Raw genomic sequence first — 24,464 nt, 5'->3', positions numbered from 1 at the left:
TTTTATGCTGAACAGCGAGCACTTCACTAAAATACAAAAGGCGTTAGACGCAACTGCTTTCCGGTTGGAGGAAGCCGGAGCGGAGTTCGGTCCTTCCGCCATGACACACGCACAGGAAGAACTTGAAAATGCGGTAAAACATACACATTCAACAGACCATCCGTTCCTATGTACACATATCATTAACCGGAAATGATAATGACAAAAACTTGGCGAGGCCAAGTTTTTTTGTTGTATTGAAAAGGGTTAAATGATATTATAGATGGTCTGAATGCCGAATAGTTAGGGGTTGGAGTTGGGTGACAACATCACGTTTGCCTTTTGCTTTAACAAAAGAAAAGAATTTTTACGAAGAATTGAACAATTGGATTGGTGACGTGTTTTACGATATCCTTCCCGAGAAAGGCTTTGACCTTCGGGATGAGCAGGTATTTATGGCGTTTCAGCTTGAACGGGCATTTAAAGAGAAAAAGGTCATGTTCGCTGAGGCAGGAGTCGGTACGGGGAAAACGCTGGTGTATCTGCTGTTTGCCATCAGCTATGCCAGATATACGGGTAAACCGGCCATTATCGCATGCGCCGATGAAACGTTAATTGAACAGCTTGTCAAAAAAGAAGGCGACATTTCCAAGCTGACAGAACATTTGGATCTGCAGATTGATACACGGCTGTCCAAATCCCATGAGCAGTATTTGTGTCTGAAAAAGCTTGAGAAAACGATGCAGCGTTCTGATGATGAGAAGTGGCTGGATCTTTATGAGTCGCTGCCTTCATTCGTACACGAATCACAAGCGATGCAGCGCTTTTATCCGTACGGCGACCGCAAACAGTACGCTGATTTGACGAATGAAGAGTGGGCAGGCGTCAGCTATGATTCCTTCCAAGATTGTTTAACATGTGATATGAGACATAGATGCGGTTTAACACTTTCAAGAGATCATTACAGAAAATCAACGGATCTGATTGTTTGCTCTCATGATTTCTACATGGAACATGTATGGACGGAAGAATCACGCAAAAGGGAAGGACAGCTGCCGCTTTTGCCGGATCACAGCGCCGTCGTGTTTGATGAAGGACATCTGCTGGAATTCGCCGCGCAAAAAGCGTTAACCTATCGCGTGAAGCAGTCGACGCTTGAGCTGTTTTTAGAGCGTCTGCTTCAAAATGACATCAGAGAGGAATTCGCCGAACTGATTGAAGATGCCCTTGCCGCAAACGATGAGTTTTTCTATGTGCTGTCAGAGGAATCGAAGGAAATCGCCGGCTCTCACCGATTGGACATCCAAAACGACCAGCGCGTTAAGCGTGCGGCTGACGAGCTGTGCCGTCTGCTCGATAAAATCGGCGAGGCGCTCGTATTTGAATCGGAAATGTATACGATCGATAAGTACGAGCTGTCAGTTGTAGAAGAATACGTCGAACAAATGGCATATTCGCTGTCGCTGTATCAAAAGGATGCCATCAGCTGGCTTGAAACGCGGGATACAGACTCAACGTTTGTCGTTATGCCGAGAACAGTAGCCGAAGTTTTGGGAGAAAAGGTCTTTTCTAAAAAGATCCCTTATATTTTCTCATCGGCCACTCTTTCTGAGGGCGGTTCATTTGATTATATCGCTGACAGCCTCGGAATCCGTGATCCTTTATCATTCACCGTTGAATCTCCGTACGATTACGAGGAGCAAATGTCTGTTGCGCTTCACGGTGATATGACGTCTGAGCAGAAAACAGCCGTAACGATTGAAACCATTAAGAAGAATAAAGGACGCACCCTCGTTCTTTTCCCTTCCTTTGAAGACATGAAGGAATTTAAAGAACAGGCTGCCGCGTGGGAGCTGCCGTATCCGATATACTACGAAGGTGACGAAGAGATCAGCAGTCTGGTCGAAAAATTCCAGCGGGATGAAGAATCCGTGCTTTGTTCCGTCCACTTATGGGAAGGTCTTGACATTCCCGGTGACTCGCTCCGGAATGTGACCATTTGGGCATTGCCGTATCCGCCTCATGATCCCGTGTTTACCGCAAAGCGGAACGGAGCGAAAAAAGATCCGTTTGAGGAAGTTGATCTGCCGTACATGCTCTTGAGAGTCCGGCAGGGAATCGGCCGCCTCATCCGTTCTAATCAGGACAGCGGAACCATATCCATTTATGCGGGCGGAGAAAGTGAACGGGTCCTGGCCGAAGTCAAAAAGGTTTTGCCTGTTACACCGAAAATCGTATAAAAACAAAAGCTGCAGGATTCTTATCCTGCGGCTTTTTTAAATCCGGGAAGTTGACTTTGTCACGGCGTTCCATTAGCCTGTAATTGATAGTGAAAAGGGAGGGGAATGGATATGGATTTACATACATATGAAAAAGAGTTTTTTGATCTGTTAAAAAGAGTGTCCCACTATGAAGAAGCCATTGCGCTTATGCACTGGGACTTAAGAACGGGAGCCCCGAAAAAAGGCTCTGATGACCGGGCGGAAAGCATCGGACAGCTGTCGGCTGACGTTTTTCAAATCCAGACATCCGACCGGATGAAAGAGCTGATCGACATCCTTCTCGCGCATGCAGAAGAGCTGCCTGAAGATACAGTGAAAGCGGCGGAACTTGCGAAAAAAGATTATGATCATAATAAAAAAATTCCTGAAGATGAGTATAAAGAATATGTCATTTTAACATCGAAAGCTGAAACGGCTTGGGAGGATGCAAAGGCTGACTCTGATTTTTCTATGTTTGCTCCGTACCTTGAGAAGCTGATTGATTTTAATAAGCGGTTTATTTCGTATTGGGGCTATGAAGATCATCCATACAATGCATTGCTCGATATTTTTGAACCGGGTGTTACGGTAAAGGTGTTGGATCAGCTGTTTTCTGAATTGAAGGAATCGATCATTCCGCTTATCAAAAAAGTGACGGAATCCGGCAATAAACCGGACACTTCCTTTATAACGAAAACGTTTCCGAAAGAACAGCAAAGAGACCTCTCCTTGTATTTCTTAAAAGAGTTCGGGTATGATTTTGACGGCGGCCGCCTGGACGAGACGGTGCATCCGTTTGCGACGACAATCAACCGGGGCGATGTACGGGTGACGACCAGATATGACGAAAACGATTTCCGCACGGCGATTTTCGGAACGATTCATGAATGCGGGCATGCGATCTACGAGCAGAATATTGACGAAGCGCTGAGCGGAACGAACTTATCTGACGGTGCATCCATGGGAATTCATGAATCCCAATCGTTATTTTATGAAAACTTTATCGCCAGAAATCAACATTTCTGGACCGCCTATTATGAAAAAATGGTTGAGGCTTCACCTGATCAATTTCAAGATGTGAAAAGAGAGGACTTTGTACGCGCTGTCAACGAGGCGAAACCGACCTTTATCCGAATTGAAGCCGATGAGCTAACGTATCCGCTTCACATTATTATCCGTTATGAAATTGAAAAAGCGATTTTCAGCAATGAAGTGACAGTGGAAGAACTGCCTGCATTGTGGAATCAAAAATATCATGATTATTTAGGCATTACGCCGCCATCTGACGCAAAAGGCATTTTGCAGGACGTACATTGGGCGGGCGGCGATTTCGGCTATTTCCCTTCCTATGCGCTCGGATATATGTATGCGGCACAGCTGAAGCATACCATGCTTGACGATCTGCCTGAATTTGACCAATTAATAGAACGGGGCGATTTTGAGCCGATTAAACAATGGCTGACGGAAAAGGTTCATCAGCACGGAAGACGCAAAATGCCGCTTGACATCATAAAAGATGCAACGGGAGAAGAGCTGAACGTTCAATATCTCATTGAGTATCTCGTCGGCAAATATTCAAATTTATATTTATAAACGAAACGCCCGGCATACACCGGGCGTTTTTCTAAAAATTCTAAAAACACGAATAATCGAAAGCTAATTCTTTGTAAAAGTTCGGAAATATTCAAATTTCACTATGCAAAAGAAGTGTATCTTGTTATAATTTGATTAATATCATACGAACACTCATATAATCGCGTGGATATGGCACGCAAGTTTCTACCGGTCACCGTAAATGTCCGACTATGAGTGAGCAATGGGACGGCTTTATTCGGCCGTTGCGTGTAGATCATTCGGCATTGCTTGCTCTTTTTTTGGAGAGCGGGCAATGCTTTTTTTATTTTTTATAAGCGGGGGTAATCATTGTGGAAGCATTAAAACGAAAAATAGCAGAAGACGGAATTGTTCTTTCTGATCAAGTGCTGAAAGTGGATTCTTTTTTAAACCATCAAATTGATCCGGTTCTCATGCAGCAGATCGGCCGGGAATTTGCGCGCCGTTTTGAAAAAGACGAGATAACCAAAATCGTTACAATTGAATCTTCGGGTATCGCCCCTGCGGTGATGGCTGGCCTTGAACTCGGCGTTCCCGTCATCTTTGCGAGAAAAAGGAAGTCTCTCACATTAACGGATGATCTGCTGACGGCATCCGTCTATTCTTTCACGAAAAAAACAGAAAGTCAGATTGCAATCTCCGGAAATCATCTGTCGAAAGATGACCGCGTGTTAATCATTGACGACTTTTTAGCGAACGGACAGGCGGCAGAAGGACTTTTATCCATCGTAAAACAAGCAGGCGCAGCGGTTTGCGGGATCGGAATCGTCATTGAAAAGTCATTTCAGCCGGGAAGAGATGAGCTGGTGAAAAAAGGATGCCGGGTCGAATCACTGGCGAGAATTCAATCGCTTGAAGATGGAAAAGTGACATTTGTACAGGAGGTCCGTTCATGAAAAACGGCTATGCCAAAACACTTTCCCTCGGTATCCAGCACGTGCTTGCCATGTATGCCGGTGCCGTCGTCGTTCCTTTAATTGTAGGAGCGGCATTGGGACTGAACGCAGAACAGCTGACATATCTCGTATCAATTGATATTTTTATGTGCGGGGCGGCTACGCTGCTTCAAGTATGGAGGAATAAATTTTTCGGCATCGGCTTGCCCGTTGTGCTCGGCTGTACGTTCACCGCGGTAGCCCCGATTATTTCGATCGGTAAGGAGTATGGGATTTCAGCCATTTACGGAAGCATTTTGGCATCGGGTCTGCTTGTCATTCTGCTGTCGTTTTTCTTTGGTAAGCTCGTATCCTTTTTTCCGCCTGTCGTAACCGGATCTGTCGTGACGATTATCGGGATGACCTTAATGCCGGTCGCGATGAATCATATTGCCGGCGGGGAAGGCAGCAAGGATTTCGGTGATCCGGCTAACCTTGCCCTCGGATTTACGGTGCTCGTCATCATCGTGCTGCTTTATCGGTTTACAAAAGGATTTTTGAAATCCATTTCGATTTTAATCGGCATTGTCATCGGGACGGCCATCGCATATTTTATGGGAAAAGTGCAATTTGACAATGTGGCGAATGCTGATGCAATTCAAATGATTAAACCGTTTTACTTCGGGACGCCGACATTTCATGCGGCACCGATTATTACGATGTCCATCGTTGCCATTGTCAGCCTTGTTGAGTCAACCGGCGTCTATTTCGCTCTCGGTGACCTGACAAACCGGCGCCTGTCTGAACGTGATTTAGCAAAAGGCTACCGTGCGGAGGGCCTGGCGGTATTCATCAGCGGCATTTTTAATGCTTTTCCGTACACGGCTTATTCCCAAAACGTTGGCCTCGTGCAGCTGACGGGAATTAAGAAAAACGCGGTCATCGGTGTCACGGGCGCACTTTTAATGCTCTTCGGCCTTTTTCCGAAAATCGCAGCCTTCACGACCATCATCCCGTCTTCGGTACTGGGAGGCGCGATGGTGGCCATGTTCGGCATGGTCATTTCCTACGGCATTAAAATGCTCAGTCAAATTGACTTTAAAAAGCAGGAAAACCTTCTGATCGTCGCGTGTTCGGTCGGATTGGGACTCGGTGTAACCGTCGTTCCCGATATGTTTAAGCACCTGCCGTCTTACTTAAATCTGCTGACCACAAACGGAATCGTCGCCGGAAGCTTTACCGCCGTCCTTTTGAATATTATTTATAATATGATTCCTAAAACGAAAAAAACCCTTGATGTGACAAGGGTTCAAGAGGGTTAGTTATCCGTTTTCTTTAAAATAACATCTTATTTTATCCAGATCGAGGATGCTTCCGATTGTGAGGCATTCTCTTTTTTTATTAGTTTCATTGTTTGAAAAGAAATAAATTGAGTGATGAGGCATCCGCCTTTTTTGCCGAAAAACCGTCCCGAACTATATGTACGTGAACGAGTATCTTGTGCACGGATCCTTACAAATGAGAGTGAAAAGAAGGGAAAGCCCCTTCTTTTAATTAATCCATCCTTCAAAAGTTGCGCGATAGAACCCTTCGATTATCTCTACTTTCTTAAGGTAATATGTAACACCATTCTTAACAGTTGTATTTGGGATATCCCATCTATGAAGGTAATCCATTGTAAAAGAATCTTTGGTCGCTTGTGTCGATATTTTTGTTTGAGTTGAGTCGCTATTTGTATTGCCAGGGCTAGATGCAAAAGCAGGGGCAGCGGAAACGAGTAAAGCGAGAGACAAGGCAGAACCAGTTAAAACTTTTTTTAATTTCATTTTGAACACTCCTTTGTTTTTTAATACACTTGTATTATTACATACAATACAAAAATAACCAAGGGTTTTTTTGTTAATATTTTGCGAGCGTGAATTTAGTTAGGGGCAATCTTTTCATTCACTGTTGCGGCTTATTTCAGGATATTGATAAGTATATAGAGAAAAAGAGTTGAATATTGCTGGCCTCTGGTGAACTTTAGATATTTCAATGCTTTTCCAACGGGGAAGATGTGATAGTAACTTAATCAATTGTACAAAAGTAAAATCTTTATTTAAAATGTTATAAATACGAATTTTCAATATAGGAGGTTATCTGATGGCAGAAAAGAAAAAAGCTTTAATCATTGTGGATGTACAAAAAGCCTTTGATGATAAAAAGTGGGGAGAACGAAATAACGTAAAGGCGGAAGAAAATATCAGCAAAATACTGAAATTATGGAGAGAAAAAGGATGGACAGTCATATACATACAACATATTTCTGATAAACCTGGTTCTTTATTTTATCCAAAAAATGAGGGGGTTGCTATAAAGGAAATCGTTAAACCTATGGATAAAGAAGTCATATTAACCAAGAAAGTAAACAGCAGCTTTATTGGGACTAATCTAGAAGAGCTTTTAAAAGCAAATGATATAACAACTGTCGTAATCACTGGCTTGACTACGCCGCACTGTGTTTCAACAACCACAAGGATGAGCGGTAATTTAGGATTTGATACATACCTGATTTCAGATGCAACAGCAGCCTTCGGAATGAGAGATCAAAATGATACATATTATGATGCAGAGACTATTCACAATATATCTCTGGCAACATTGCATGATGAATTTGCCACAATATTAACGACTGATCAATTAATCAATGATTTTATAAAAACAAACTGATTAACATTATGGCTAAGGCCGGCGGTAGGGACAGGCGGCTGAAAAGCATATTCAGGCGCATACAAGGACCTCGTCGGAAAATACGGGGGTTGCCGACTCTTTTCATCGTCGCAATATCGATTGAAAAAGGCATCTGCTTCAGATGCTTTTTTTGTTTCTTGTAAACCGGTTTCGGTAAAAAATGATCGGCGGTTAACGGTCTGATTCGGCGAATAACAAAAGGCTTTACTAATCAGCGAATTATTCAAGATTTTTTGGCTTGTGCTGGGTCTGGTGACTTTTGATTTCCTCGAATATATTGGCTTGATCATCTTTTTGAGGCTGAGGCTCTTTGTTAAGACATTTTGGATCGATCACATTTTTAAGATCTTTGATGGTTAAAGGCTTACAGTCATCTTTTAATTCGTAGCCTAATTGTCCATTAGCTTCTAAAGTGGCATATTTAATTGTATTTATATTTGAAATGCCAAGAAGCCTTAAACGCATTTCGAGTTGATCTGCTGTCAGTCTCAGCTTCTTTAAGTTTTCTATATTGAGTTGGCCGTCTTCTATAACGAATTTAGATTTTCCGGTTAAAAAAGATTCAATCCAGTTTACTTTTACTTGAAACCACTCCATTAAAATCAAAGCGCTAAAAAGGATAGACGCAGCGATTAATGTTTTCAATAAACTGGTTTCTAAAATGGGGTGAACGATAATCGTACCGATTGAAATCATCACCATTGTCTGTGCAATGGTCATTTGTGCAATGGATTTTCTCCCTGAAATTCTCAGTAAAATCATTCCGAATGCAATTATAATTAATTCTTCCCAAGCAAATCTCATGTTATCACCCTGGATTGTGTTTTATCAAAAATAAAAGAGCAAGTAAGAGGTTTTATGGGGTACTTGCTCACGAAGAATTATTGCCCTTACATTTAATTTTATTCATTTTAGGTGTTTTCCTAACTGGAGAAACTATTCTGCGAGGGTGAATTCATTTCGGAATCTCCAATACAAGAGGCGGCGGTGAATATTGGTGGCTGAAAAGCACACCAAGGAGTATAAGGAGTGCGTAAGGCATGAAATAGAAGAACCTTGCCAAGAAATACGAGTTGTCAATTAACACAATTAAGTCATAGGAAAAGCGGCATGGTTGGGAACAAAAAAGGATGCATACTGAGACACCCTGCTAAAATGCATTGAGGAACAACGGTCTGCTGCTGAGACAGAGCTTGAAATACGGTTGCTTGGGATCGCCGCACAACGCTCTTCGTTGATCATGGTTTTTAGGAGGTTAGTAGGGAAAACAACTATGAAAAAAGGGATGAGAGAAAAATCTCTTATCCCTTAGATAATCTTAAAACCAACCTTGGTATTCACCAGTCCATGTACCATCACTGTTCTGCTTTGCATCTTTTAAATAGTATTTAACTCCAGCAAATACTGTTACATTAAGAAGTTCTCCACGTGTATTAGCATTGATGTATATAGTTTTTAACACTGCCTGAGGAGCTGCAGTTTTATGACTCCCGCCATCTGCAGTCGGGCTTGCTGCAAAAGCAGGAGCAGCAGAAACAAGTAAAGCAAGTGATAGAGCTGAACCGGTTAAAACTTTTTTAAATTTCATTTAAAACACTCCCTTTTTTTATTTGATACAACTGTATTATATAACTGTATGTAAAATTTGTCCATATAAACTTATGTTAACTTTTTGTGAATATAAGAAAGTATTTTCCCCCATGAGTTTTATTAACTCGTACCATCTTATTTTAAGCCTCCAGAGTAAGGCATCATCATATGGCCTCAAAACTGTTGTATGATACTAGGGAAATCATTTTTAGTCGAAATGAGGAGTTGCATGACATTTACGGAACGGGCGGTAGCCATTATCAAACAGATTCCTGAAGGAAAAGTGATGACGTATGGTCAAATTGCCGATCTTGCGGGAAGTCCGCGGGGAGCGAGGCAGGTTGTGAGGATTCTTCACTCCATGAGTAAAAAGCATCGTCTTCCTTGGCACAGGGTCATCAATGCAAAGGGCGAAATCGGATTGAGAGACGAAGAGATGTTTTCTGTACAGAAGCTGTCTCTTGAAGCTGAGGGGGTAGCGGTCACGTCAGACGGACGTATCGATCTCAATTTATACGTCCATGATCCGAATATGTGAAAAAACCTGCCGATACACGGCAGGTTTTTCAGTTATATGCTGCGAGCCGGCCAGAAAGGTTTTGCCGGATATAAGGCCATTCCTCCCGAAGGATGGAGTAGTAGGCGGTATCTCTGAGGCCGACGTCGACAGCCGGAATGTGTGCGCGGCGGATCCCTTCAAATTGGGCTCCGATCCGCAAAATCGCAGTCCGTGAGCGCTGATTGCGAACATCGGTTTTCAGTGTCACCCTGACAGCTTGCCACACGTCAAACGCATGAGTCAGCATCAGAAGTTTACACTCCGTATTGACACCGGTCCGCTGCACGGCAGAGGCATACCATGTGCTGCCGATCTCACACACTTCCGGAGCTGCATCCGTCGGCCGCGTAAGCACTTCCGCATCCATAAACCTCGTGCTTCCGACGATTCGGTCTGTTTCAAGACTCCGTACTGCAAAAGGCAATGCAAGTCTTTTTTCATAATCGGAAAGCGCGCGCTCGATATAACGCTTTGTTTCTTCGATTCCGTCAGGAACATGGGTGTAAGCGTAAGTCGTCCTATTTTCTGAAGCAGCGTCACAGAGTGCCTGAGTGTGATCAATCGCCAGCGGCTCTAACTGAACGAGTGACCCTTTAAGAATGACAGGCTTCAGCATTCTTATCACAACCTTTTTTTATGAATGGATCAAGTATAGTCGAACGGTTTCTTATTCAAAAGGGCCAATTTCCTATTAAAATGGCAGGTCAGTGAAATCCTCGATTCACACTTATGCATACATTCAGGAAAAAAGCGGAAACCTTTATGTGAAGAGGTGATGGGCATGGCATATGTGTTATCTGTCGGAACGAGCATTCCGAAGTATCATGTCTCGCAAGAAACGGCGGCGGATTTTGCGAGAGGGATGTTTGCCGATTCATTTAAGGATATTGACCGGCTGTTAAAAGCCTTTCAAAACGGCGAAATTGAATCAAGGCAGTTTGTCCGGCCGATTGAATGGTATAAAACGGCACGGGGTTTTTCAGAAAAAAACCGGCTGTATACGGAAGAAACCGTCAAGCATAGTGCGGATGCGGCACTTGATTGTTTAACAAACCCGGATTGTTTAACAAATCCCTTTCCATATGAAAAAGTGGATGCGATCTTTTTTATTTCCAGCACCGGGCTTTCGACACCCAGCATTGAAGCGAAAGTGATGAATCAGCTTCCGTTTTCTGCGAAAACAAAACGGATACCGATCTGGGGTTTAGGATGCGCGGGCGGAGCGGCCGGCCTGTCCAGGGCGTACGAATACTGCCGCGCGTATCCTGAAGCATACGTGCTTGTCATCGCGGCTGAACTCTGCAGCTTAACGTTTCAGCCGAACGACAAGTCAAAAAGCAACTTAATCGGAACTTCCCTGTTTGCGGACGGAATTGCCGCAGTACTAATCGGAGGAGAAAAGGCGAACCGAAACGACGTCAAACAGCCGCTTCTTCCGCGGATATTCGCCACTCAATCGGTGATGATGCCGGATGCGGAAGATGTGATGGGCTGGGAATTCACCGACAGCGGTTTTCAAGTCATTTTTTCAAGAGATATTCCCACCCTGGTTTCACAGTGGCTGAAGGACAATGTTAATGAATTTTTATTTGAATATGGCGTCAGTCCTCACGACATTAAAACCTTTCTTGCCCATCCAGGCGGGAAAAAGGTCATCGACGCCTATTTAACGAGTCTTTCAATGGGCACCGGTCAGCTTGCGGCATCTCGGAAGGTGCTGCAAAAACACGGGAACATGTCTTCCGCAACTATTTTTCATGTGATAAAAGAACAGTTGCTCCACGGGCGGCAGAAAGAAAACGAAAAAGGGCTGATCGGCGCTCTCGGGCCGGGATTTTCGTCTGAGCTTTTGCTGTTCAGCTGGGAAAAGGGGGCTTCTTAATGTTTTGGCTGTTTATCATGCTGCTTGCGGCCCAGCGGATTGCGGAGATGATCGTGGCCCGGCGCAATGAGCAAAAGGTGAAAAAGCTAGGCGCAGTCGAATACGGAGAAGGGCATTATCCCTTTCTCGTCCTGATGCACGTGCTCTTTTTTGTCTCTCTTACAGCTGAGGTGGCGGCGTTTCAAAAAACGCTTTCTCCAAGGTGGGCCGCCATTATATGTATCATTTTATTTGTACAGGGGATCAGGTATTGGGCGCTATTATCATTAGGGCGGTATTGGAATACGAAAATCCTTGTCGTGCCGGATGCGGAGCTTGTCAGAAAGGGGCCGTACAGGTGGATGAAGCACCCGAACTACGCGGTCGTCATCTTAGAATTTATTTTTCTGCCGCTGTTATACGGAGCGTATTGGACACTGTTTCTCTTTTCGATTCTCAATGCCTGCATGCTCACTGTGAGGATTCGCGCCGAAGAGAAAGCGCTAGAAGAAAACACCGCAAAATAGAGATTGAAAATCATTCTCACTCATGATAAGATATAAATATGAAAATGATTCTCATTCAAGGTGGTGCCGAAAATGACAATGTTATTTTTATTTGCAGCCGTTTGTACATACAGTGTTTTAATTGGTTTCGTATTGAAAAAAGTTTCGAATAAATCGATGTCTTCTTAAACATCTGCGGTTTTTCCTGCCGCGGGTGTTTTTTCTTTATCAGCTGCCGATATCGGCTGCTTTTTTGCGTTTCCTGAAGAAAAGTGAGCCATTCTTGTGTAAAATGGGGGAGAGGTTTTTTTCAGAGCTTTCTAAAAATGAAAAACGTCATTTGATGCGACAGACACAAAGGGGTAAAGACACATGACAGAAGAAGAACGCCATAACAGGGAGATTTTCAGCAGAACGGGTGCCTTATACGCACAATTTTTGGATCATCAGGATGAAAAACGGGCCGATCAGCTCGCGGCCATTATGAAAAAAGCGGCTGATGAAGAGGTTTATATCGCGTTTACCGGGCATTATTCGGCCGGAAAGTCCTCTTTATTAAACACATTGCTCGGTGAAGACATACTGCCGACAAGCCCGATTCCCACAAGCGCCAACCTCGTTGTCATCCGGCACGGTGAAGATAAAGTCGTGCTTCATACGACGGACGGGGCTTATGCAGAGATCAAAGGAAGTTACGATAAAGAACAAGTGCAGCAATTCTGTAAAGACGGTGAGCAAATTGAGACGGTGGAAGTCTATGCCGGCTTTAAGGAGTCAGAGCCTTATGCGGCCTACATTGACACACCGGGAATTGATTCGACGGACGAAGCGCATTTTTTATCTGCCGCTTCGGTTCTCCATCAGGCTGACGCTTTATTTTACGTCGTTCATTATAATCACGTCCATTCAGAAGAAAATATGCTGTTTCTCAGCTCCATCAAAGACCGTATTCCGAATTTGTTTCTGATCGTCAACCAAATTGATAGACATGATGAAACTGAAACGAAGTTTGAAGAGTACCGCAGGCAGGTGGAAGATATGCTTGAAGGCGCGGGAATACCGAAAGAATCGCTTTTCTTTACGTCTGTCACTGAGCCTGACCATCCTTTAAACGGCATGGAACAGCTGAAAAAACATCTGCAGAAGCTGAAACAGCAGGCAAAAACAAATTTATGGTCCTTAACGGAGAGAAAAGTTGCACACTTAGTCAAAGAGCATACAGAGATGCTCGTAAAAGATGATAAAAACGGCAGCGGAGAGCAGTTTGACAAACAAGAAGCACTTGTCCGTTCTGTTGAAAATGAGCTTAAAAAAGCCGTTCAACAGGCTGATACAGCAGAGAAAGACATCAGAAAAGACGTGCAGAACATATTGCAAAACGCTAATCTGACACCCTTTGAGATGAGGGAGCTTGCATCTGCTTATATTGAATCACAGCAGCCCTCATTTAAAACCGGATTATTCTTTTCAAAAGCGAAAACAGCATCGGAAAAAGAAAGAAGGCATGCTGAATTTTTTGCCGATATTAAAAAAAGAACGGAAGGGGAAGCGGATTGGCATATTATCGACACATTTACGAAAGCGGCCAAGCGGTATGAAGCGGATTCGGACGAACTGATCAAGAAAATCCAGGCGTACCGCACACCGCTTTCTGATGATATCACCGCTCAGGCCCTTAAGCAGGGAGCGGCCTTTTCATCTGAATACGTATTAACTTATACGAAAGACCTCGCTGAGATGATCAGAAGGGAAGCCAAAAGACAGACAGCGGAACTCATTGAGGAGCTGACCGCTTATGTTCAGACAAAAAACGGACCGCTCATTGAGAACTTGAAAAACCGGCTCGAAAAAGAAAAGAAAATAAGGGATGAGCTCGCGCAATCGGCAAAAGAAAAACGCAATGCCTTGGAAAAAGCAGCCCGAGTCCGCGCTTTGTGGGAAGAAGAATTGACCTGTGATACGGGAAGCGGCGACTGGTATACGCGAAAAAAACGCCTTGCAAAAGCGCCCGTCCAAAAGAAACCAAAAGAGGCTGTACAGCATGAAGTAAGCAAGTCCGAAAAAAATGCGATGAAGGAACTTCCTATAAAAGAGCAGACTGATCGGTTCTATGAGCTTGCCGGGATTCTTGAATCCTCGAGCATATTAGGAAAACAGGCAGAAGCCTTTCGAAGCAGGATTGAGCGGCTTGAAAACCGCCAGTTTACCTTGGCGTTATTCGGCGGATTCAGTTCCGGTAAATCATCATTTGCAAATGCGCTTGTCGGTGAATACGTGCTTCCGTCATCACCGACGCCCACAACGGCTACGATCAACAAAATAACGAAACCGCAAGATGGCAAACCGCATAAATCTGCGGAGATCGTTTTTAAAACGGAGGAGGAGCTGGACGCTGAAATGCTTCAGCTGACTGAGCTGAAAGATGCTGATTTAAAAGGGCGTTCACTGAAAGAGAGATGGAATTATGCCATTAAAAAGGGAAAAGTTCCGGATGAACTTATCCCGGTGATTCAGACGATGCTGCAGGCGTTTGATACGTACGAAGAACAGATCCGTCAAAGGCTGACACTGACGGTGCCGGTTGAAGATTTAAAACCGTATGCAGCCGAAGAAAAAACGGCCTGCTGCGTAAAAGAAGTCACCGTGTATTATGATTCGCCTCTCACGCAAAAAGGCATCACCATTGTTGATACGCCGGGAGCAAGCAGTATAAACAAGCGCCATACGGAACTTGCCTTTCAATATATAAAAGATGCTGACGCGTTCTTTTATATGACGTACTATCAGCATTCTTTTTCAAAAGGAGACAGGTCTTTTCTGAAGAAACTCGGCCTAGTCAAAGAATCATTCGGCATGGATAAAATGTTTTTTGTCATTAACGCCGCCGATCTGGTCAAAACCGAAAGCGAGCTGGAAACCGTCAAAGACTATGTCCGCTCAGAACTCTCAAAAGAGGGAATTAACCGGCCGAAATTATATCATGTCTCAAGTAAAGAAGAGCTTGCGGGTAAAAAAGCAGCTTTTTATAACAGGTTCTCTGATGTAAGAACCGGACTTGAGCACTTTATTGAGGAAGATGTAATGAGGGCCAGCTGCGCCCAGTTGAAAACAGAGGCGGACAAATTGTGCGATATGGTGGAACAGCTTCACGAATCTCTTCACCAGTCGGCAGAAGAAAAAGAGAAAAAGAAACAGCGTCTGGAGTCTTCCTATGAAAAAGCTCTCGCTGACATTTCAAAGCGCCGTACGTCTGAGGTCATCATTCGAAAAGTGATGAAAGATACGGAAGAACAGCTCTATCACATTAAACATCGCCTGACGTTTTATGCGAATGATATGCTGAAAACCGCCTTCCATCCGGGCCTTCAAAACGGCGATTGGAAACAAAATATAGCAGCGGCGCTGAATGAGGCGCTCAAGGAATTCCGTTTTGAATATATTCAAGAGCTGAAAACGCTCGATATCCGGATGACCGGTTTTATTGAGCGCCATATGACTGAGGAATGGATGGAAAACTGTCAGAAGAAGCTTATGGAAGACGGAGATTTCTCCATTTATGTGAGCGCCGAAAACGAATTTGCCGTTCAGCTGAAAGAGGTCGCTCCGGTCATTGACGTCTCAGCTTTCACAAATCACATAAAAGAAGTTAAATCGCCGAAACAATTTTTTGAACAGAACGGAAAAGCAGCGTTTGTGGAAGGGCTCAGGCTCAGCCTGCAAAAAGTGACAGAAAAGTGGCTTGAGCAGGAGAAAGAAAGCCTTTCAGAGCGATATACTGAGCAGGTGCGCCGTCTGCAAGAAGACATGGCGGATAAAAGCCTGTCCCAGATCCGCGAGCAGCGGGACACTTATTTACAAGGCCTTGCGGAAAATACGAGTGCAAGGGAAATTGAACACCTTTACGAAGCCGAAAAAGCATGGAAAAAGAAAGATGAAATGCTGAAAATTTAAAAATCCGGTTGGCGGGCAGATAACAGTCGTGGTAGACTAAAATGAAAAAAGCGAGATGAAACCTTTTATGTCAGAAGTCCATAAAGCAATTTCAGCACATTCCGCAAAACAGCATCAGCACGTCAAAACATTTGTACAGCTTGATTATGAGCGTGAACAGGCCATTGAAGAAGCCATTGTAAAATGCAGACAGAATAAACCGTTCACGACAGATGCCATCAATGGCATCACCGCAAAAATGAACCAGCTGGCGAAAAAGGGCATCGTGCCGCAAAGACGATTCGTAAGTGAAGAGATGGTGAAAGAATTCGTCAGCAGACAGTAATGGATGAACCTGCCGCGTGTGTCATCAGCGCTTGCTGTACATACTATCCGTATCTTCTCTAAAGGGGGATATGACCATGGGCAGAACAAAACTGGGAAACAGAAATGCTCAGCAGAATAACAATGCCAAAAAGAAAAACGGCTTCGGACAGAAATTTGATTCTTATGCCGGCCGTGAAGCTGAAAAGCTGATGGCAAGCAATAAAAGACACGGTGAATAACGTGACGGCAGCATCTTCCAAATGGGGGGATGCTGTTTTTTTACCGCCTTCTTTGGTAAAATAGGAACATTGAATAAAAAGGAGTTTCGATATATGAATAATAAATTACTGCTCGTTGACGGCATGGCGCTTTTGTTCCGCTCGTTTTTCGCGACGGCCGTTCATCGCAATTTTATGATAAATGAAAACGGAATTCCCACAAACGGAGTCAACGGTTTTTTAAAGCATCTTATTACGGCGGTTGATACGTTTCAGCCCACACATGTTGTCTGCTGCTGGGATATGGGAAGCAAAACGTACCGTAATGATTTGTTTCAAGATTATAAAGCCAACAGAAGCGAACCGCCGCTAGAGCTGATTCCGCAATTTGATCTAGCGAAAGAAGCAGCGCGAGAGCTCGGTTTTTTAAACATCGGCATAAAAGGCTATGAGGCGGATGACTGTATCGGTACGCTTTCTGCTCTATTTTCCGGGGAAGCGGAAATTACGATTGTAACGGGTGATAAAGATCTGCTTCAATTGCTGAATCATCAAGTTCAAGTAGCACTGCTGCAAAAGGGTATCGGCAATTATAAGGTATATACAGATGAGATATTCAGAGAAGAAACGGGAGTTCCGCCAAAAGCGCTGATTGACATTAAGGCGCTGATGGGAGACACGAGCGATAACTATCCCGGCGTTAAAGGGATCGGGGAAAAAACGGCGTACAAGCTGATCCGTGAATATCAAAACATAGACCGCTTATTAGAAAGCCTCGCTCTCTTGCCGAAGGGCCAGCAAACGAAAATTCAGCAAAGCTTGAAAGAATTGGAGCTGTCAAGGCAGCTTGCTGAAATACATTGCGAGGTGCCGTTAGTCTGTACGCTTGAAGAAGCGCTTTTCTCATTGAAGATGGAAGAGGCGGCATTAATGCTCAGACGTCATCAGATAAAAGGAATTGAAAGGATGCTCGAAAAGCTGAACGCCAGAGAGATCAGCTGATCCCTCTAGCGTTTTGTATTGCTTTTTTTTGCGTTGTTTTCAAGGGCTGATTTCGGGTCTTTGTGCGCATTTCCTTCCATATTTCCCTGAGGATTCACGCCCCCGGTCAGCCGGCCTTTATTTTCTTTTCTCATAGCTGTTCACCTCATTTGTAGGATGAACAGTGAGACGCAATTTCATTCCGGTTATTTATTCAGCCGAATCGCTTTTTTTGCGAGCTGATCGGCTGTTTGGTTTTGTCTGCCGGGAATCCACTTAATGAAAAACAATGGAAATCCGGCCTTTAAGCGGATGATTTCGTCCACAAACGGCTGGAAAGCCTTGTTTTTAACCGCTTCAAGATCTGCGGCCCGCTCCACGATATCCGAATCCGTCCGGAATGACACGGACTCAAATCCGCGGGCGGCACACAGCTTCATTCCTTCAATTAAAGCGAGAAATTCAGCTTCCTGATTTGAATGGTCGCCGATCGGAATTGAGAAAGATTCTGTTTTCCCGTCATGTTTAATAAAAATACCGATACCGGACGGGCCCGGGTTTCCGGCGCTTGCACCGTCCACATAAATTTCAGCGGGCATCATCCGTCACTCTCCATTCGGTGTCATTCGTTTTGCCGCATACGCATAAGGGACAGAAATGAGTGATACCGCAAATTTAATCAGGTAAGTTGAAATGAAGATGCTGAACCATACTCCCGCGGAATAAACGCCGATAAAGGCCACGGCAGTGAAGATAAATGTATCCAGCAGCTGGCTGAGCGCCGTGCTTCCGCTGTTTCTGAGCCAGAGAAGCCTATCTGAAGGAAAGATTCTCCGAATGGCTGAATATACATAAACATCTATCGTTTGGCTGAAAATAAAAGCCAAGAGGCTTCCGAGCGCAACACGCGGCAGAAAACCGAAAATCGTCTCAAGGGCAGGCTGTGCGATATCTGACGCAGCCGGTTTATATAAAAGAGCCCCCTGCATGGCGCATGTCAAAGCGAGCAGAGTGGAAAACCCGAGCCACACGGCTTTGCGAGCTTCCCTGGGACCGTATTTTTCATTCAGCACATCCGTTGCGAAGAAAACGGTGCCGTACATGATATTTCCCAGTGTTGCCGTAAGCCCGAACAGCTCGACTGTTTTGACAACCTGCAAGTTGGCGCACACCGTGGCGAAACCGATCCATACGAATAGGCCCGTTTTGCCAAATCCTTTATAAAACAGAAGAACAATGATAAAATGAATGACCGCAAATAAGATCCATAACACATCGTTAAACAAAACCTGCTGACTTCCTTTCAATTTGAGAATGGTTTGATTATAGCACACGCCCGTCAACTAATGAATGGTAAGGTGATTTCAATGAATCTTAAGCCGTATATCGAAATAGAAGCAAAAGGAACAGGCCCTGTCGCGTTTTTTTCCGAAGATTGGCTGACCGTTCCGAAAGCGCGTATGCTTGCAAGAGAAGTCAGCCGCTTTCCTTATATAAAAGACATTTATTTCGAGGATGAAAAAGGCGCGAGCTGGACGCTTAAAGAATTAGAAAAGCTTACTGAAGAGCTTGCGCACGAGCCTGACGACATTACAGTGTATTTCGACGGCGGCTTTGACAAAACAAGCGGACGCGCCGGACTCGGAATTGTCGTGTATTATTCTCTCGGCGGCAAGCGGCACCGCATACGGAAAAACAAAAGCTTAACGCTTCAGACAAACAATGAGGCGGAATATGCCGCTTTGTACGAAGCCCTTAAGGAAGTGCAGGAACTTGGTGCAAGCAGAAATTCAATCACGATAAGAGGGGATTCCCTCGTCGTTTTGCATCAGCTTGACGGCAGCTGGCCGTGTTATGATGAAACGCAAAACGAATGGCTGGATAAAATTGAAGCGCTGCTCGAATCCTTAAAGCTGACACCGACATATGAAGCCGTAAACCGAAAGGAAAATCAAGAAGCGGATGACCTTGCCAGAAAAATTCTCTCGGACCGGCAGATTGAAAGCCGCATAACATTAGAAGGTAACGGAGATGACTGATATTGGATAAAAAAAGCATTTATAAAGAATTGACTGAGCTTCAGGATGAATATTGCAAAGACTGTTTTGTAAAAAAGCATTTTCGCAAAGAGTTTGGAAAAACGCACGCTCATTCTTTCTGCATCAACCAATGCACGGTGGGGGAGAAGCTGAAAGCCTACGGCAAGGTGCTGACAAATCAATAAAAAATAAAACCGCAGTTTCTGCGGTTTTATTTTTCGAATTCATCGAGCTGATGCTGGCAATCGTCGAGAAGCATTCGCTGCTTTTGCAGAAAATCCTGGTCGAGAGCTTGCAGTTCACTGGATTGTGACATCGTTCTGGCATCCTGAATCGCCTGGTAAGCAGATTCCACCAAAGTTGAATTTTGGCCCCGGGTAGCCGCTCCCGTTGTTTTCTGGGCCGTTTCTACCGCTAATTCAAGCTGGCGTTTATCCGTCAGTCCGTTTGGAAAAAATTCAGAGTCCATTAAAAAACACCTCCGCAAATAGTTTGGAGATTTTTTTTAGAAATATGTACGGAAAATAGAAAAAATATATAAAATGAGCCGATATAACTATTGAACCTGATTAATTAGGGCTTAATTACTATTATTCAGGGTATCTTGGGAGAGAAGGGAAAAACCAGCCGTGAATGATAATGATTTAAAAACAATCCTTCAGCAGACATTTAAAGAAATATACGGTGATTTGGGAAGTTTAGCGGAAATGGCAAAAAAAGGAATGCCGTCAATGGAGAAACAAATTGAAGAAATCGAGCAGCGCTGCAAGCAGAATCTTGTCGCAATTGAGATTCAGACGGCAATCAAATAGGAGAGGCATACGCCTCTCCTCTATTTGTGTCATCTGATCAACATGTATTGAGTTTAGAGTTTTACAACATTAGAAGCTTGAGGTCCACGATTACCTTCGACAATTTCAAAAGAAACTTCTTGTCCTTCTTCTAATGATTTGTATCCGTCTCCTTCGATAGCAGTGAAGTGAACAAATACGTCGTCTCCGCCTTCAACTTCGATGAAGCCGAATCCTTTTTCGTTATTGAACCATTTTACTTTACCGTTTTGCATATTGCTTAATTCCTCCTAGTACTGTAGCACCTTCGTGCTAAAAAAAATTTTGTCATCATTCAACCGTACGTATGTTTACGTTGTTAAATGATGGTTCAACTATACACCATATGGGAGCGGGCGTCAAGCGGCCGCTCTCTATTTTTTATCTTTATTTTTCCAGTGACAAAGCTTATCCGGAAAAAAACAAAAAGCACACGAATCGTCCGTGTGCTTTTCTCTTACGATAATGCCATATCCGCCTTTTCGGCCATTAGTTCAGATTCTTTTATAATGTCCTGCAAAATGACTTCAGAGGAGTTAGGGAGGTGAAGGCTTTTAATATTGTCCTTCATCCGGTTCAGCTTCTCCTCATCCGCAAGAAGGGAGGTGACAGACTCTAAAATTTCTTCGTGGCGGTTGACCACGACAGCCGCACCGCGATCTTCAAAGAAAATGGCGTTTTCCTTTTCCTGTCCGGGAACCGGTTTGTACAAAATAACGGGTACTCCGATCGCCGTCGCTTCCGTCAGTGTGATGCCGCCCGGTTTCGTGATCATGCAGTCCGTAATACGGAACAGCTCGTCAATTCTTTCTACATAGCCCAGCACTTTCAGCCGGTCGGTATTGTCACCTTCCAAGCTGCTGAGGGATTCTTTCAGCGAGCTGTTTTTGCCGCATACCACCACAACCTGCACCTGATCGTCATGAACGAGATTTTCGCACAGTTCTTTTACGTTTTTCAGCACACCATGCGCTCCCGCCATAATAAGAAGAACTTTTTTGTCGGGAGAGAGATTGTATTTTTTATAAATCGGCTCTTTCGGCATCGATTCCTCGAATTGAGGCCTGATGGGAATGCCCGTGATCTTTACGTTGTTCGGGTGAGTGCCGATTTCAATCAGTTTTTCCTTCACGTAATCTGTGGCGACATAATATTTATCAACATTTTCATGAACCCAGATTTTGTGAAGGCAGAAATCGGTCATAACGTTGAACGTCGGGATCACTTTTCCGGTTCTCCGTCTGTATTCCGGTACGACAATCATCGGAAATGTATTGATAATAATGTCCGGCTTATGCTCTTCGACGAGCTGGCCTAAACGTTTATTTCCCATTTTAAAATAAATATTGAATTTGCGTTTATTATAGATTTTGTCAACTCCGTAATAAAACAAACGATAAAACTGTTTCCCGATTGAGAAGCTTTTTAAATAAAGGTATTGAGTAACCTCTGAAACAATCGGATTTGACTCTTGATACAAATTGGAAACCGTCACATCTAAGCCGAGACGCAGACACTGTTCGTAGAGCGTTTTGGCCACTTGAACATGCCCGTTTCCGTAATTTGCAGTCAAAATTAATACTTTTTTATTGGTATTCAAGTAAATTCACCTCAATGTAATCAACAACAAGCAAGCTTCATGCATCGTAAGGAGTTATTGTCTATAGATAAACATAACACAAGTGCATCATTTTATAATAAGCGCGGCAACATATTTAAACTAAATTTAATTGATATGTTCCATTATTTTAAAGTTTTGTTATACGCATACTGAATCAAGAGTATTTTATCATATTTTTGTCACCGTATCACTCAAAACAAAAATTAATCCCATTCATACGGGGTTTCCTGATATACGTAATAATTCAGCCAATTCATAAACAATAACGTTGCATGAGCTTTCCAGCGGTTAACAGGTTCTTTCCCGCCGGGCGCAAAATAGTGCTTAGGAGCTTCTACGTTTGAAAGATTTCTCTCTATGTCTCTCTCATACTCCTGAAGTAGCGTATCGGTATCATATTCCGGATGACCCGTTAAGAAAATCTGTTTTTCGTCTTTTGAAACGATTAAACAGACCCCCGCTTCCTCTGAAACGCTGAGCACATCCAGATCCGAAGCCGATTGCAGCTGCTCCGTATTAATATCTGTATGCCGTGAGTGGGGCACATAGTATAGCTCGTCAAACCCTCTTACCAATCTCTCATGTTTTTTAAGAACGGTATGCTCAAACACACCGAAGATTTTTTTCGGCAGCTCCACTTTCTCAATGCCGTAATGATAGTATAAACCGGCTTGAGCGCCCCAGCAGATATGGAGTGTTGAAGTGACGTTCGTTTTGCTCCATTCCATGATTTCCTTCAATTCTTCCCAGTAAGAAACATCTTCAAACGGCAGGTGCTCAATCGGAGCTCCGGTAATAATCATTCCGTCAAACCGTTTGTGGCGGATGCTGGAAAAATCCGTATAAAATTCATCCAGATGCTGCCTTGCCGTATTTTTTGGAGTATGTGTGCTCGGAATTAAGAACGTAAAGTGAACTTGTAAAGGTGAATTCCCAAGCATCCTGAGGAGCTGGGTTTCCGTTTGGATTTTTTTCGGCATCAGATTTAAAATCACGATCTTCTGCGGCCGGATATCCTGATGAAAAGCCCGGCTTTCATCCATTACAAAGATGTGTTCACTTTCAAGCACCTGCTTAGCGGGCAGGTGATTTGGTATATTAATAGGCAACATGCCACCTCCGTTATTCCCCGTTAATTTTCTTCATTATAGAAATTTTTAAGCCATTTTTCAATCCATCCCGGCGTAATAAACCGCATTTAACGCATAATGACAAGGGTAAAAGCGGCAAATGGGCATAAATTCGGAGCGACTCTTTATTATGACGGGTAAAGAGCCTTTTGGTTCCTCGAAAAAAACGTTTTCCGTTAAGTGGAAGGAAAAAGCGGTTTCCGTTTGTTTTGCAGTGTAAAACAGGTAAAATAAATGAAGAATGTAAATAGGAGGGCCGCAGATGACAATTTACGATATAAACGTACGGACCATAACAGGCGAAGACATGATGCTATCGGCTTACAGAGGCAAGGTGATGATCATTGTGAATACAGCAAGCAAATGCGGGTTCACATCCCAGCTCAAGCAGCTTCAGGAGCTCTATGATACATATCGGGAGGAAGGTCTTGAAATATTGGGATTTCCCTGCAACCAATTCATGAACCAAGAACCTGGAAACGAAGCGGAAATTAAAGAGTTCTGTGTGAAAAACTACGGAGTCATATTCCCGATGTTTGCAAAAGTCGATGTCAATGGAGCAGACGCTCATCCTCTCTTCACATATCTGACGGAACAGGCGAAGGGGATGCTCGGCACAAAAGCGGTCAAATGGAATTTCACTAAGTTTATCGTGGACCGAAACGGTGAAGTCACCGGGCGTTTTTCACCGAACGTCAACCCAAAAGAGCTTGAAGATACGGTGCAGAGGCTTTTGGCCCGATAAGAGGTGATACGGTGAACGAAAAAGAGCAGCTGGAAAGCGTCAGGAATTGGGTCAGAGAAAAGCTTATCAATGAACGGACGGGCCATGACTGGCTTCATATTTCCCGGGTCGCAACACTTTCTGTTTATATGGCAAAAGAAGAAGGCGCCGACTTATTTATCACTGAGACGGCCGCGCTGGTTCATGATCTGATTGACGCTAAGCTCGAAAAAAGCGAAAGGCTGACGGCAGGCGAAGTGACAGAACGGCTGGCTGCTTTCAACATCGCGGATGGCTCCATTCAGGAGATCACGGATATTATCACGAGAATGTCATTCAGACACAGGGAACTGCTGAAAAAGCGGCCGCTTTCATTGGAGGGGAAAGTTGTTCAGGATGCAGACATGCTTGATGCGATCGGCGCAGCGGGCATCGGCAGGGCTTTTATGTTTGCCGGCGCGAAAGGTCATCCGATGTACGGAACTCAAACAAGTGTGCTGGCCCATATAGAGGATAAATTAATCAAGCTTAAAGGCTTAATGAATACAAAAGCGGGGGCCGGTTTAGCAGAGGAGCGGCATCAATTTCTTTTGCAGTTCGCCGCCCGTATCCAAAAAGAGGCCGGCATTTGCAAAAGCTAAGCGGCGCAATAGAACGCTTGTGCCGACTATGTTAGAATAAGTGTCAGA

30 protein-coding genes, 1 pseudogene and 1 riboswitch are annotated in these 24,464 nt (G+C 44.0%); of the genes and pseudogenes, 19 read left to right on the top strand and 12 right to left on the bottom strand.

Going from position 1 to position 24,464, the window contains the following annotated elements:
* Positions 1 to 4 precede the first annotated feature (4 nt).
* From JNUCC22_RS10280 to pbuX, 5 genes are all read left to right on the top strand, one after another.
* Positions 5 to 196 (top strand): hypothetical protein, encoded by a 192-nt coding sequence (locus tag JNUCC22_RS10280; protein WP_216061693.1) that lies wholly within the window; start codon positions 5 to 7, stop codon positions 194 to 196.
* A gap of 103 nt (positions 197 to 299) precedes the next feature.
* A complete protein-coding gene (locus tag JNUCC22_RS10275) occupies positions 300 to 2,219 on the top strand; it encodes an ATP-dependent DNA helicase (RefSeq protein WP_216061692.1) in 1,920 nt (639 codons plus the stop codon).
* Between the two features lie 111 nt (positions 2,220 to 2,330).
* Positions 2,331 to 3,833 (top strand): carboxypeptidase M32, encoded by a 1,503-nt coding sequence (locus tag JNUCC22_RS10270; RefSeq protein ID WP_216061691.1) that lies wholly within the window; start codon positions 2,331 to 2,333, stop codon positions 3,831 to 3,833.
* Positions 3,834 to 3,966: 133 nt separating this feature from the next.
* Positions 3,967 to 4,066, top strand: a riboswitch (purine riboswitch).
* A 99-nt stretch (positions 4,067 to 4,165) separates the two neighbouring features.
* Positions 4,166 to 4,750, top strand: coding sequence for a xanthine phosphoribosyltransferase (gene xpt / locus JNUCC22_RS10265; protein WP_012117825.1), 585 nt, complete (start codon positions 4,166 to 4,168; stop codon positions 4,748 to 4,750).
* Positions 4,747 to 6,051, top strand: coding sequence for a xanthine permease PbuX (gene pbuX / locus JNUCC22_RS10260; RefSeq protein ID WP_021494222.1), 1,305 nt, complete (start codon positions 4,747 to 4,749; stop codon positions 6,049 to 6,051). Before xpt ends, pbuX begins: the two co-directional genes overlap by 4 nt.
* A 228-nt stretch (positions 6,052 to 6,279) precedes the next feature.
* Here pbuX and JNUCC22_RS10255 read toward each other — a convergent pair whose 3' ends face one another.
* Positions 6,280 to 6,555: a hypothetical protein gene (locus tag JNUCC22_RS10255; RefSeq protein ID WP_007409505.1), complete on the bottom strand. Its 276-nt coding sequence runs from the start codon at positions 6,553 to 6,555 to the stop codon at positions 6,280 to 6,282.
* Positions 6,556 to 6,871: 316 nt separating this feature from the next.
* On the opposite strand from JNUCC22_RS10255, the gene JNUCC22_RS10250 reads away from it, so the two are divergent.
* Positions 6,872 to 7,438 (top strand): cysteine hydrolase family protein, encoded by a 567-nt coding sequence (locus JNUCC22_RS10250; protein WP_216061690.1) that lies wholly within the window; start codon positions 6,872 to 6,874, stop codon positions 7,436 to 7,438.
* Positions 7,439 to 7,678: 240 nt separating this feature from the next.
* On the opposite strand, the gene JNUCC22_RS10245 is transcribed toward JNUCC22_RS10250, so the two are convergent.
* The gene (locus tag JNUCC22_RS10245; protein WP_044802173.1) at positions 7,679 to 8,263 is read right to left on the bottom strand and encodes a DUF421 domain-containing protein; all 585 of its coding nucleotides are present in this window, start codon (positions 8,261 to 8,263) and stop codon (positions 7,679 to 7,681) included.
* Positions 8,264 to 8,777: 514 nt separating this feature from the next.
* On the bottom strand, positions 8,778 to 9,047 hold the full coding sequence (locus JNUCC22_RS10240) for a hypothetical protein (protein WP_007409508.1): 270 nt from the start codon (positions 9,045 to 9,047) through the stop codon (positions 8,778 to 8,780).
* A gap of 231 nt (positions 9,048 to 9,278) precedes the next feature.
* Here JNUCC22_RS10240 and JNUCC22_RS10235 point away from each other — a divergent pair, with 231 nt between their 5' ends.
* Positions 9,279 to 9,587: an MGMT family protein gene (locus tag JNUCC22_RS10235; protein ID WP_007612133.1), complete on the top strand. Its 309-nt coding sequence runs from the start codon at positions 9,279 to 9,281 to the stop codon at positions 9,585 to 9,587.
* Positions 9,588 to 9,615: 28 nt separating this feature from the next.
* On the opposite strand, the gene JNUCC22_RS10230 is transcribed toward JNUCC22_RS10235, so the two are convergent.
* A complete protein-coding gene (locus JNUCC22_RS10230) occupies positions 9,616 to 10,224 on the bottom strand; it encodes a GNAT family N-acetyltransferase (RefSeq protein WP_216061689.1) in 609 nt (202 codons plus the stop codon).
* A gap of 165 nt (positions 10,225 to 10,389) precedes the next feature.
* On the opposite strand from JNUCC22_RS10230, the gene JNUCC22_RS10225 reads away from it, so the two are divergent.
* From JNUCC22_RS10225 to JNUCC22_RS10195, 7 genes are all read left to right on the top strand, one after another.
* Positions 10,390 to 11,490 (top strand): type III polyketide synthase, encoded by a 1,101-nt coding sequence (locus JNUCC22_RS10225; RefSeq protein WP_216061688.1) that lies wholly within the window; start codon positions 10,390 to 10,392, stop codon positions 11,488 to 11,490.
* A complete protein-coding gene (locus JNUCC22_RS10220; protein WP_060562806.1) occupies positions 11,490 to 11,996 on the top strand; it encodes an isoprenylcysteine carboxyl methyltransferase family protein in 507 nt (168 codons plus the stop codon). Before JNUCC22_RS10225 ends, JNUCC22_RS10220 begins: the two co-directional genes overlap by 1 nt.
* Before the next feature lie 72 nt (positions 11,997 to 12,068).
* Entirely contained in the window at positions 12,069 to 12,164 is a 96-nt protein-coding gene (gene fbpC / locus JNUCC22_RS10215) for a Fur-regulated basic protein FbpC (protein ID WP_025284905.1), read from the top strand.
* Between the two features lie 183 nt (positions 12,165 to 12,347).
* On the top strand, positions 12,348 to 15,926 hold the full coding sequence (locus JNUCC22_RS10210; protein ID WP_216061687.1) for a dynamin GTPase: 3,579 nt from the start codon (positions 12,348 to 12,350) through the stop codon (positions 15,924 to 15,926).
* A gap of 67 nt (positions 15,927 to 15,993) precedes the next feature.
* Complete coding sequence (locus JNUCC22_RS10205) at positions 15,994 to 16,251, top strand: YpbS family protein (protein ID WP_012117818.1); 258 nt, start codon at positions 15,994 to 15,996, stop codon at positions 16,249 to 16,251.
* Between the two features lie 76 nt (positions 16,252 to 16,327).
* Positions 16,328 to 16,471, top strand: a complete 144-nt coding sequence (locus JNUCC22_RS10200; protein ID WP_003153570.1) for a hypothetical protein — start codon at positions 16,328 to 16,330, stop codon at positions 16,469 to 16,471.
* A gap of 93 nt (positions 16,472 to 16,564) precedes the next feature.
* Positions 16,565 to 17,452 (top strand): 5'-3' exonuclease, encoded by an 888-nt coding sequence (locus JNUCC22_RS10195; RefSeq protein WP_014418167.1) that lies wholly within the window; start codon positions 16,565 to 16,567, stop codon positions 17,450 to 17,452.
* Positions 17,453 to 17,457: 5 nt separating this feature from the next.
* On the opposite strand, the gene sspL is transcribed toward JNUCC22_RS10195, so the two are convergent.
* The 3 genes from sspL to JNUCC22_RS10180 are packed head-to-tail and all read right to left on the bottom strand — an operon-like array spanning position 17,458 to position 18,717.
* Complete coding sequence (gene sspL / locus JNUCC22_RS10190; RefSeq protein WP_003153575.1) at positions 17,458 to 17,586, bottom strand: small, acid-soluble spore protein L; 129 nt, start codon at positions 17,584 to 17,586, stop codon at positions 17,458 to 17,460.
* Positions 17,587 to 17,637: 51 nt separating this feature from the next.
* Complete coding sequence (locus tag JNUCC22_RS10185) at positions 17,638 to 18,030, bottom strand: reverse transcriptase-like protein (RefSeq protein WP_025649782.1); 393 nt, start codon at positions 18,028 to 18,030, stop codon at positions 17,638 to 17,640.
* Positions 18,031 to 18,036: 6 nt separating this feature from the next.
* Positions 18,037 to 18,717 (bottom strand): queuosine precursor transporter, encoded by a 681-nt coding sequence (locus tag JNUCC22_RS10180; RefSeq protein WP_012117815.1) that lies wholly within the window; start codon positions 18,715 to 18,717, stop codon positions 18,037 to 18,039.
* Positions 18,718 to 18,798: 81 nt separating this feature from the next.
* On the opposite strand from JNUCC22_RS10180, the gene JNUCC22_RS10175 reads away from it, so the two are divergent.
* Positions 18,799 to 19,470: a ribonuclease H family protein gene (locus JNUCC22_RS10175; RefSeq protein ID WP_014418166.1), complete on the top strand. Its 672-nt coding sequence runs from the start codon at positions 18,799 to 18,801 to the stop codon at positions 19,468 to 19,470.
* 2 nt (positions 19,471 to 19,472) lie between these two features.
* Positions 19,473 to 19,655: a zinc-finger domain-containing protein gene (locus JNUCC22_RS10170; RefSeq protein ID WP_003153581.1), complete on the top strand. Its 183-nt coding sequence runs from the start codon at positions 19,473 to 19,475 to the stop codon at positions 19,653 to 19,655.
* A 26-nt stretch (positions 19,656 to 19,681) separates the two neighbouring features.
* Here JNUCC22_RS10170 and JNUCC22_RS10165 read toward each other — a convergent pair whose 3' ends face one another.
* A complete protein-coding gene (locus JNUCC22_RS10165; RefSeq protein ID WP_007409519.1) occupies positions 19,682 to 19,939 on the bottom strand; it encodes a DUF2564 family protein in 258 nt (85 codons plus the stop codon).
* 160 nt (positions 19,940 to 20,099) lie between these two features.
* On the opposite strand from JNUCC22_RS10165, the gene JNUCC22_RS10160 reads away from it, so the two are divergent.
* Positions 20,100 to 20,282, top strand: coding sequence for a hypothetical protein (locus JNUCC22_RS10160; protein ID WP_003153585.1), 183 nt, complete (start codon positions 20,100 to 20,102; stop codon positions 20,280 to 20,282).
* A gap of 53 nt (positions 20,283 to 20,335) precedes the next feature.
* Here JNUCC22_RS10160 and cspD read toward each other — a convergent pair whose 3' ends face one another.
* The 4 genes and pseudogenes from cspD to metA all read right to left on the bottom strand — a co-directional run bounded on the left by cspD (position 20,336) and on the right by metA (position 23,030).
* On the bottom strand, positions 20,336 to 20,536 hold the full coding sequence (cspD, locus tag JNUCC22_RS10155) for a cold-shock protein CspD (RefSeq protein WP_003230776.1): 201 nt from the start codon (positions 20,534 to 20,536) through the stop codon (positions 20,336 to 20,338).
* Between the two features lie 15 nt (positions 20,537 to 20,551).
* Positions 20,552 to 20,663 (bottom strand): annotated as a pseudogene (locus tag JNUCC22_RS10150) (hypothetical protein); the annotation flags it as partial.
* A 94-nt stretch (positions 20,664 to 20,757) separates the two neighbouring features.
* On the bottom strand, positions 20,758 to 21,900 hold the full coding sequence (locus JNUCC22_RS10145; RefSeq protein ID WP_007612114.1) for a diglucosyl diacylglycerol synthase: 1,143 nt from the start codon (positions 21,898 to 21,900) through the stop codon (positions 20,758 to 20,760).
* A gap of 224 nt (positions 21,901 to 22,124) precedes the next feature.
* Complete coding sequence (gene metA, locus JNUCC22_RS10140; RefSeq protein WP_003153608.1) at positions 22,125 to 23,030, bottom strand: homoserine O-acetyltransferase MetA; 906 nt, start codon at positions 23,028 to 23,030, stop codon at positions 22,125 to 22,127.
* A 283-nt stretch (positions 23,031 to 23,313) separates the two neighbouring features.
* Here metA and JNUCC22_RS10135 point away from each other — a divergent pair, with 283 nt between their 5' ends.
* Positions 23,314 to 23,796, top strand: coding sequence for a glutathione peroxidase (locus JNUCC22_RS10135; protein WP_216061686.1), 483 nt, complete (start codon positions 23,314 to 23,316; stop codon positions 23,794 to 23,796).
* Between the two features lie 11 nt (positions 23,797 to 23,807).
* Positions 23,808 to 24,416, top strand: a complete 609-nt coding sequence (locus tag JNUCC22_RS10130; protein ID WP_216061685.1) for an HD domain-containing protein — start codon at positions 23,808 to 23,810, stop codon at positions 24,414 to 24,416.
* The last annotated feature ends 48 nt before the right edge of the window (positions 24,417 to 24,464 follow it).

The sequence above is a fragment of the Bacillus sp. JNUCC-22 genome (assembly GCF_018861275.1).
GTDB classification, from domain to species: domain Bacteria; phylum Bacillota; class Bacilli; order Bacillales; family Bacillaceae; genus Bacillus; species Bacillus velezensis.
Note: the sequence above shows the minus strand (reverse complement) of the source record. Positions and strands in the feature narration are given on the sequence as shown.

What these genes read in the sequence shown, in the direction of transcription:
- JNUCC22_RS10280 (WP_216061693.1), top strand. Translation starts at nt 5, where the DNA reads ATGCTGAACAGCGAGCACTTCACTAAAATACAAAAGGCGTTAGACGCA.
- JNUCC22_RS10270 (WP_216061691.1), top strand. Translation starts at nt 2,331, where the DNA reads ATGGATTTACATACATATGAAAAAGAGTTTTTTGATCTGTTAAAAAGA.
- pbuX (WP_021494222.1), top strand. Translation starts at nt 4,747, where the DNA reads ATGAAAAACGGCTATGCCAAAACACTTTCCCTCGGTATCCAGCACGTG.
- JNUCC22_RS10255 (WP_007409505.1), bottom strand. Translation starts at nt 6,555, where the DNA reads ATGAAATTAAAAAAAGTTTTAACTGGTTCTGCCTTGTCTCTCGCTTTA.
- JNUCC22_RS10250 (WP_216061690.1), top strand. Translation starts at nt 6,872, where the DNA reads ATGGCAGAAAAGAAAAAAGCTTTAATCATTGTGGATGTACAAAAAGCC.
- JNUCC22_RS10245 (WP_044802173.1), bottom strand. Translation starts at nt 8,263, where the DNA reads ATGAGATTTGCTTGGGAAGAATTAATTATAATTGCATTCGGAATGATT.
- JNUCC22_RS10240 (WP_007409508.1), bottom strand. Translation starts at nt 9,047, where the DNA reads ATGAAATTTAAAAAAGTTTTAACCGGTTCAGCTCTATCACTTGCTTTA.
- JNUCC22_RS10235 (WP_007612133.1), top strand. Translation starts at nt 9,279, where the DNA reads ATGACATTTACGGAACGGGCGGTAGCCATTATCAAACAGATTCCTGAA.
- JNUCC22_RS10230 (WP_216061689.1), bottom strand. Translation starts at nt 10,224, where the DNA reads ATGCTGAAGCCTGTCATTCTTAAAGGGTCACTCGTTCAGTTAGAGCCG.
- JNUCC22_RS10225 (WP_216061688.1), top strand. Translation starts at nt 10,390, where the DNA reads ATGGCATATGTGTTATCTGTCGGAACGAGCATTCCGAAGTATCATGTC.
- JNUCC22_RS10220 (WP_060562806.1), top strand. Translation starts at nt 11,490, where the DNA reads ATGTTTTGGCTGTTTATCATGCTGCTTGCGGCCCAGCGGATTGCGGAG.
- fbpC (WP_025284905.1), top strand. Translation starts at nt 12,069, where the DNA reads ATGACAATGTTATTTTTATTTGCAGCCGTTTGTACATACAGTGTTTTA.
- JNUCC22_RS10210 (WP_216061687.1), top strand. Translation starts at nt 12,348, where the DNA reads ATGACAGAAGAAGAACGCCATAACAGGGAGATTTTCAGCAGAACGGGT.
- JNUCC22_RS10205 (WP_012117818.1), top strand. Translation starts at nt 15,994, where the DNA reads ATGTCAGAAGTCCATAAAGCAATTTCAGCACATTCCGCAAAACAGCAT.
- JNUCC22_RS10200 (WP_003153570.1), top strand. Translation starts at nt 16,328, where the DNA reads ATGGGCAGAACAAAACTGGGAAACAGAAATGCTCAGCAGAATAACAAT.
- JNUCC22_RS10195 (WP_014418167.1), top strand. Translation starts at nt 16,565, where the DNA reads ATGAATAATAAATTACTGCTCGTTGACGGCATGGCGCTTTTGTTCCGC.
- sspL (WP_003153575.1), bottom strand. Translation starts at nt 17,586, where the DNA reads ATGAGAAAAGAAAATAAAGGCCGGCTGACCGGGGGCGTGAATCCTCAG.
- JNUCC22_RS10185 (WP_025649782.1), bottom strand. Translation starts at nt 18,030, where the DNA reads ATGCCCGCTGAAATTTATGTGGACGGTGCAAGCGCCGGAAACCCGGGC.
- JNUCC22_RS10175 (WP_014418166.1), top strand. Translation starts at nt 18,799, where the DNA reads ATGAATCTTAAGCCGTATATCGAAATAGAAGCAAAAGGAACAGGCCCT.
- JNUCC22_RS10165 (WP_007409519.1), bottom strand. Translation starts at nt 19,939, where the DNA reads ATGGACTCTGAATTTTTTCCAAACGGACTGACGGATAAACGCCAGCTT.
- cspD (WP_003230776.1), bottom strand. Translation starts at nt 20,536, where the DNA reads ATGCAAAACGGTAAAGTAAAATGGTTCAATAACGAAAAAGGATTCGGC.
- JNUCC22_RS10135 (WP_216061686.1), top strand. Translation starts at nt 23,314, where the DNA reads ATGACAATTTACGATATAAACGTACGGACCATAACAGGCGAAGACATG.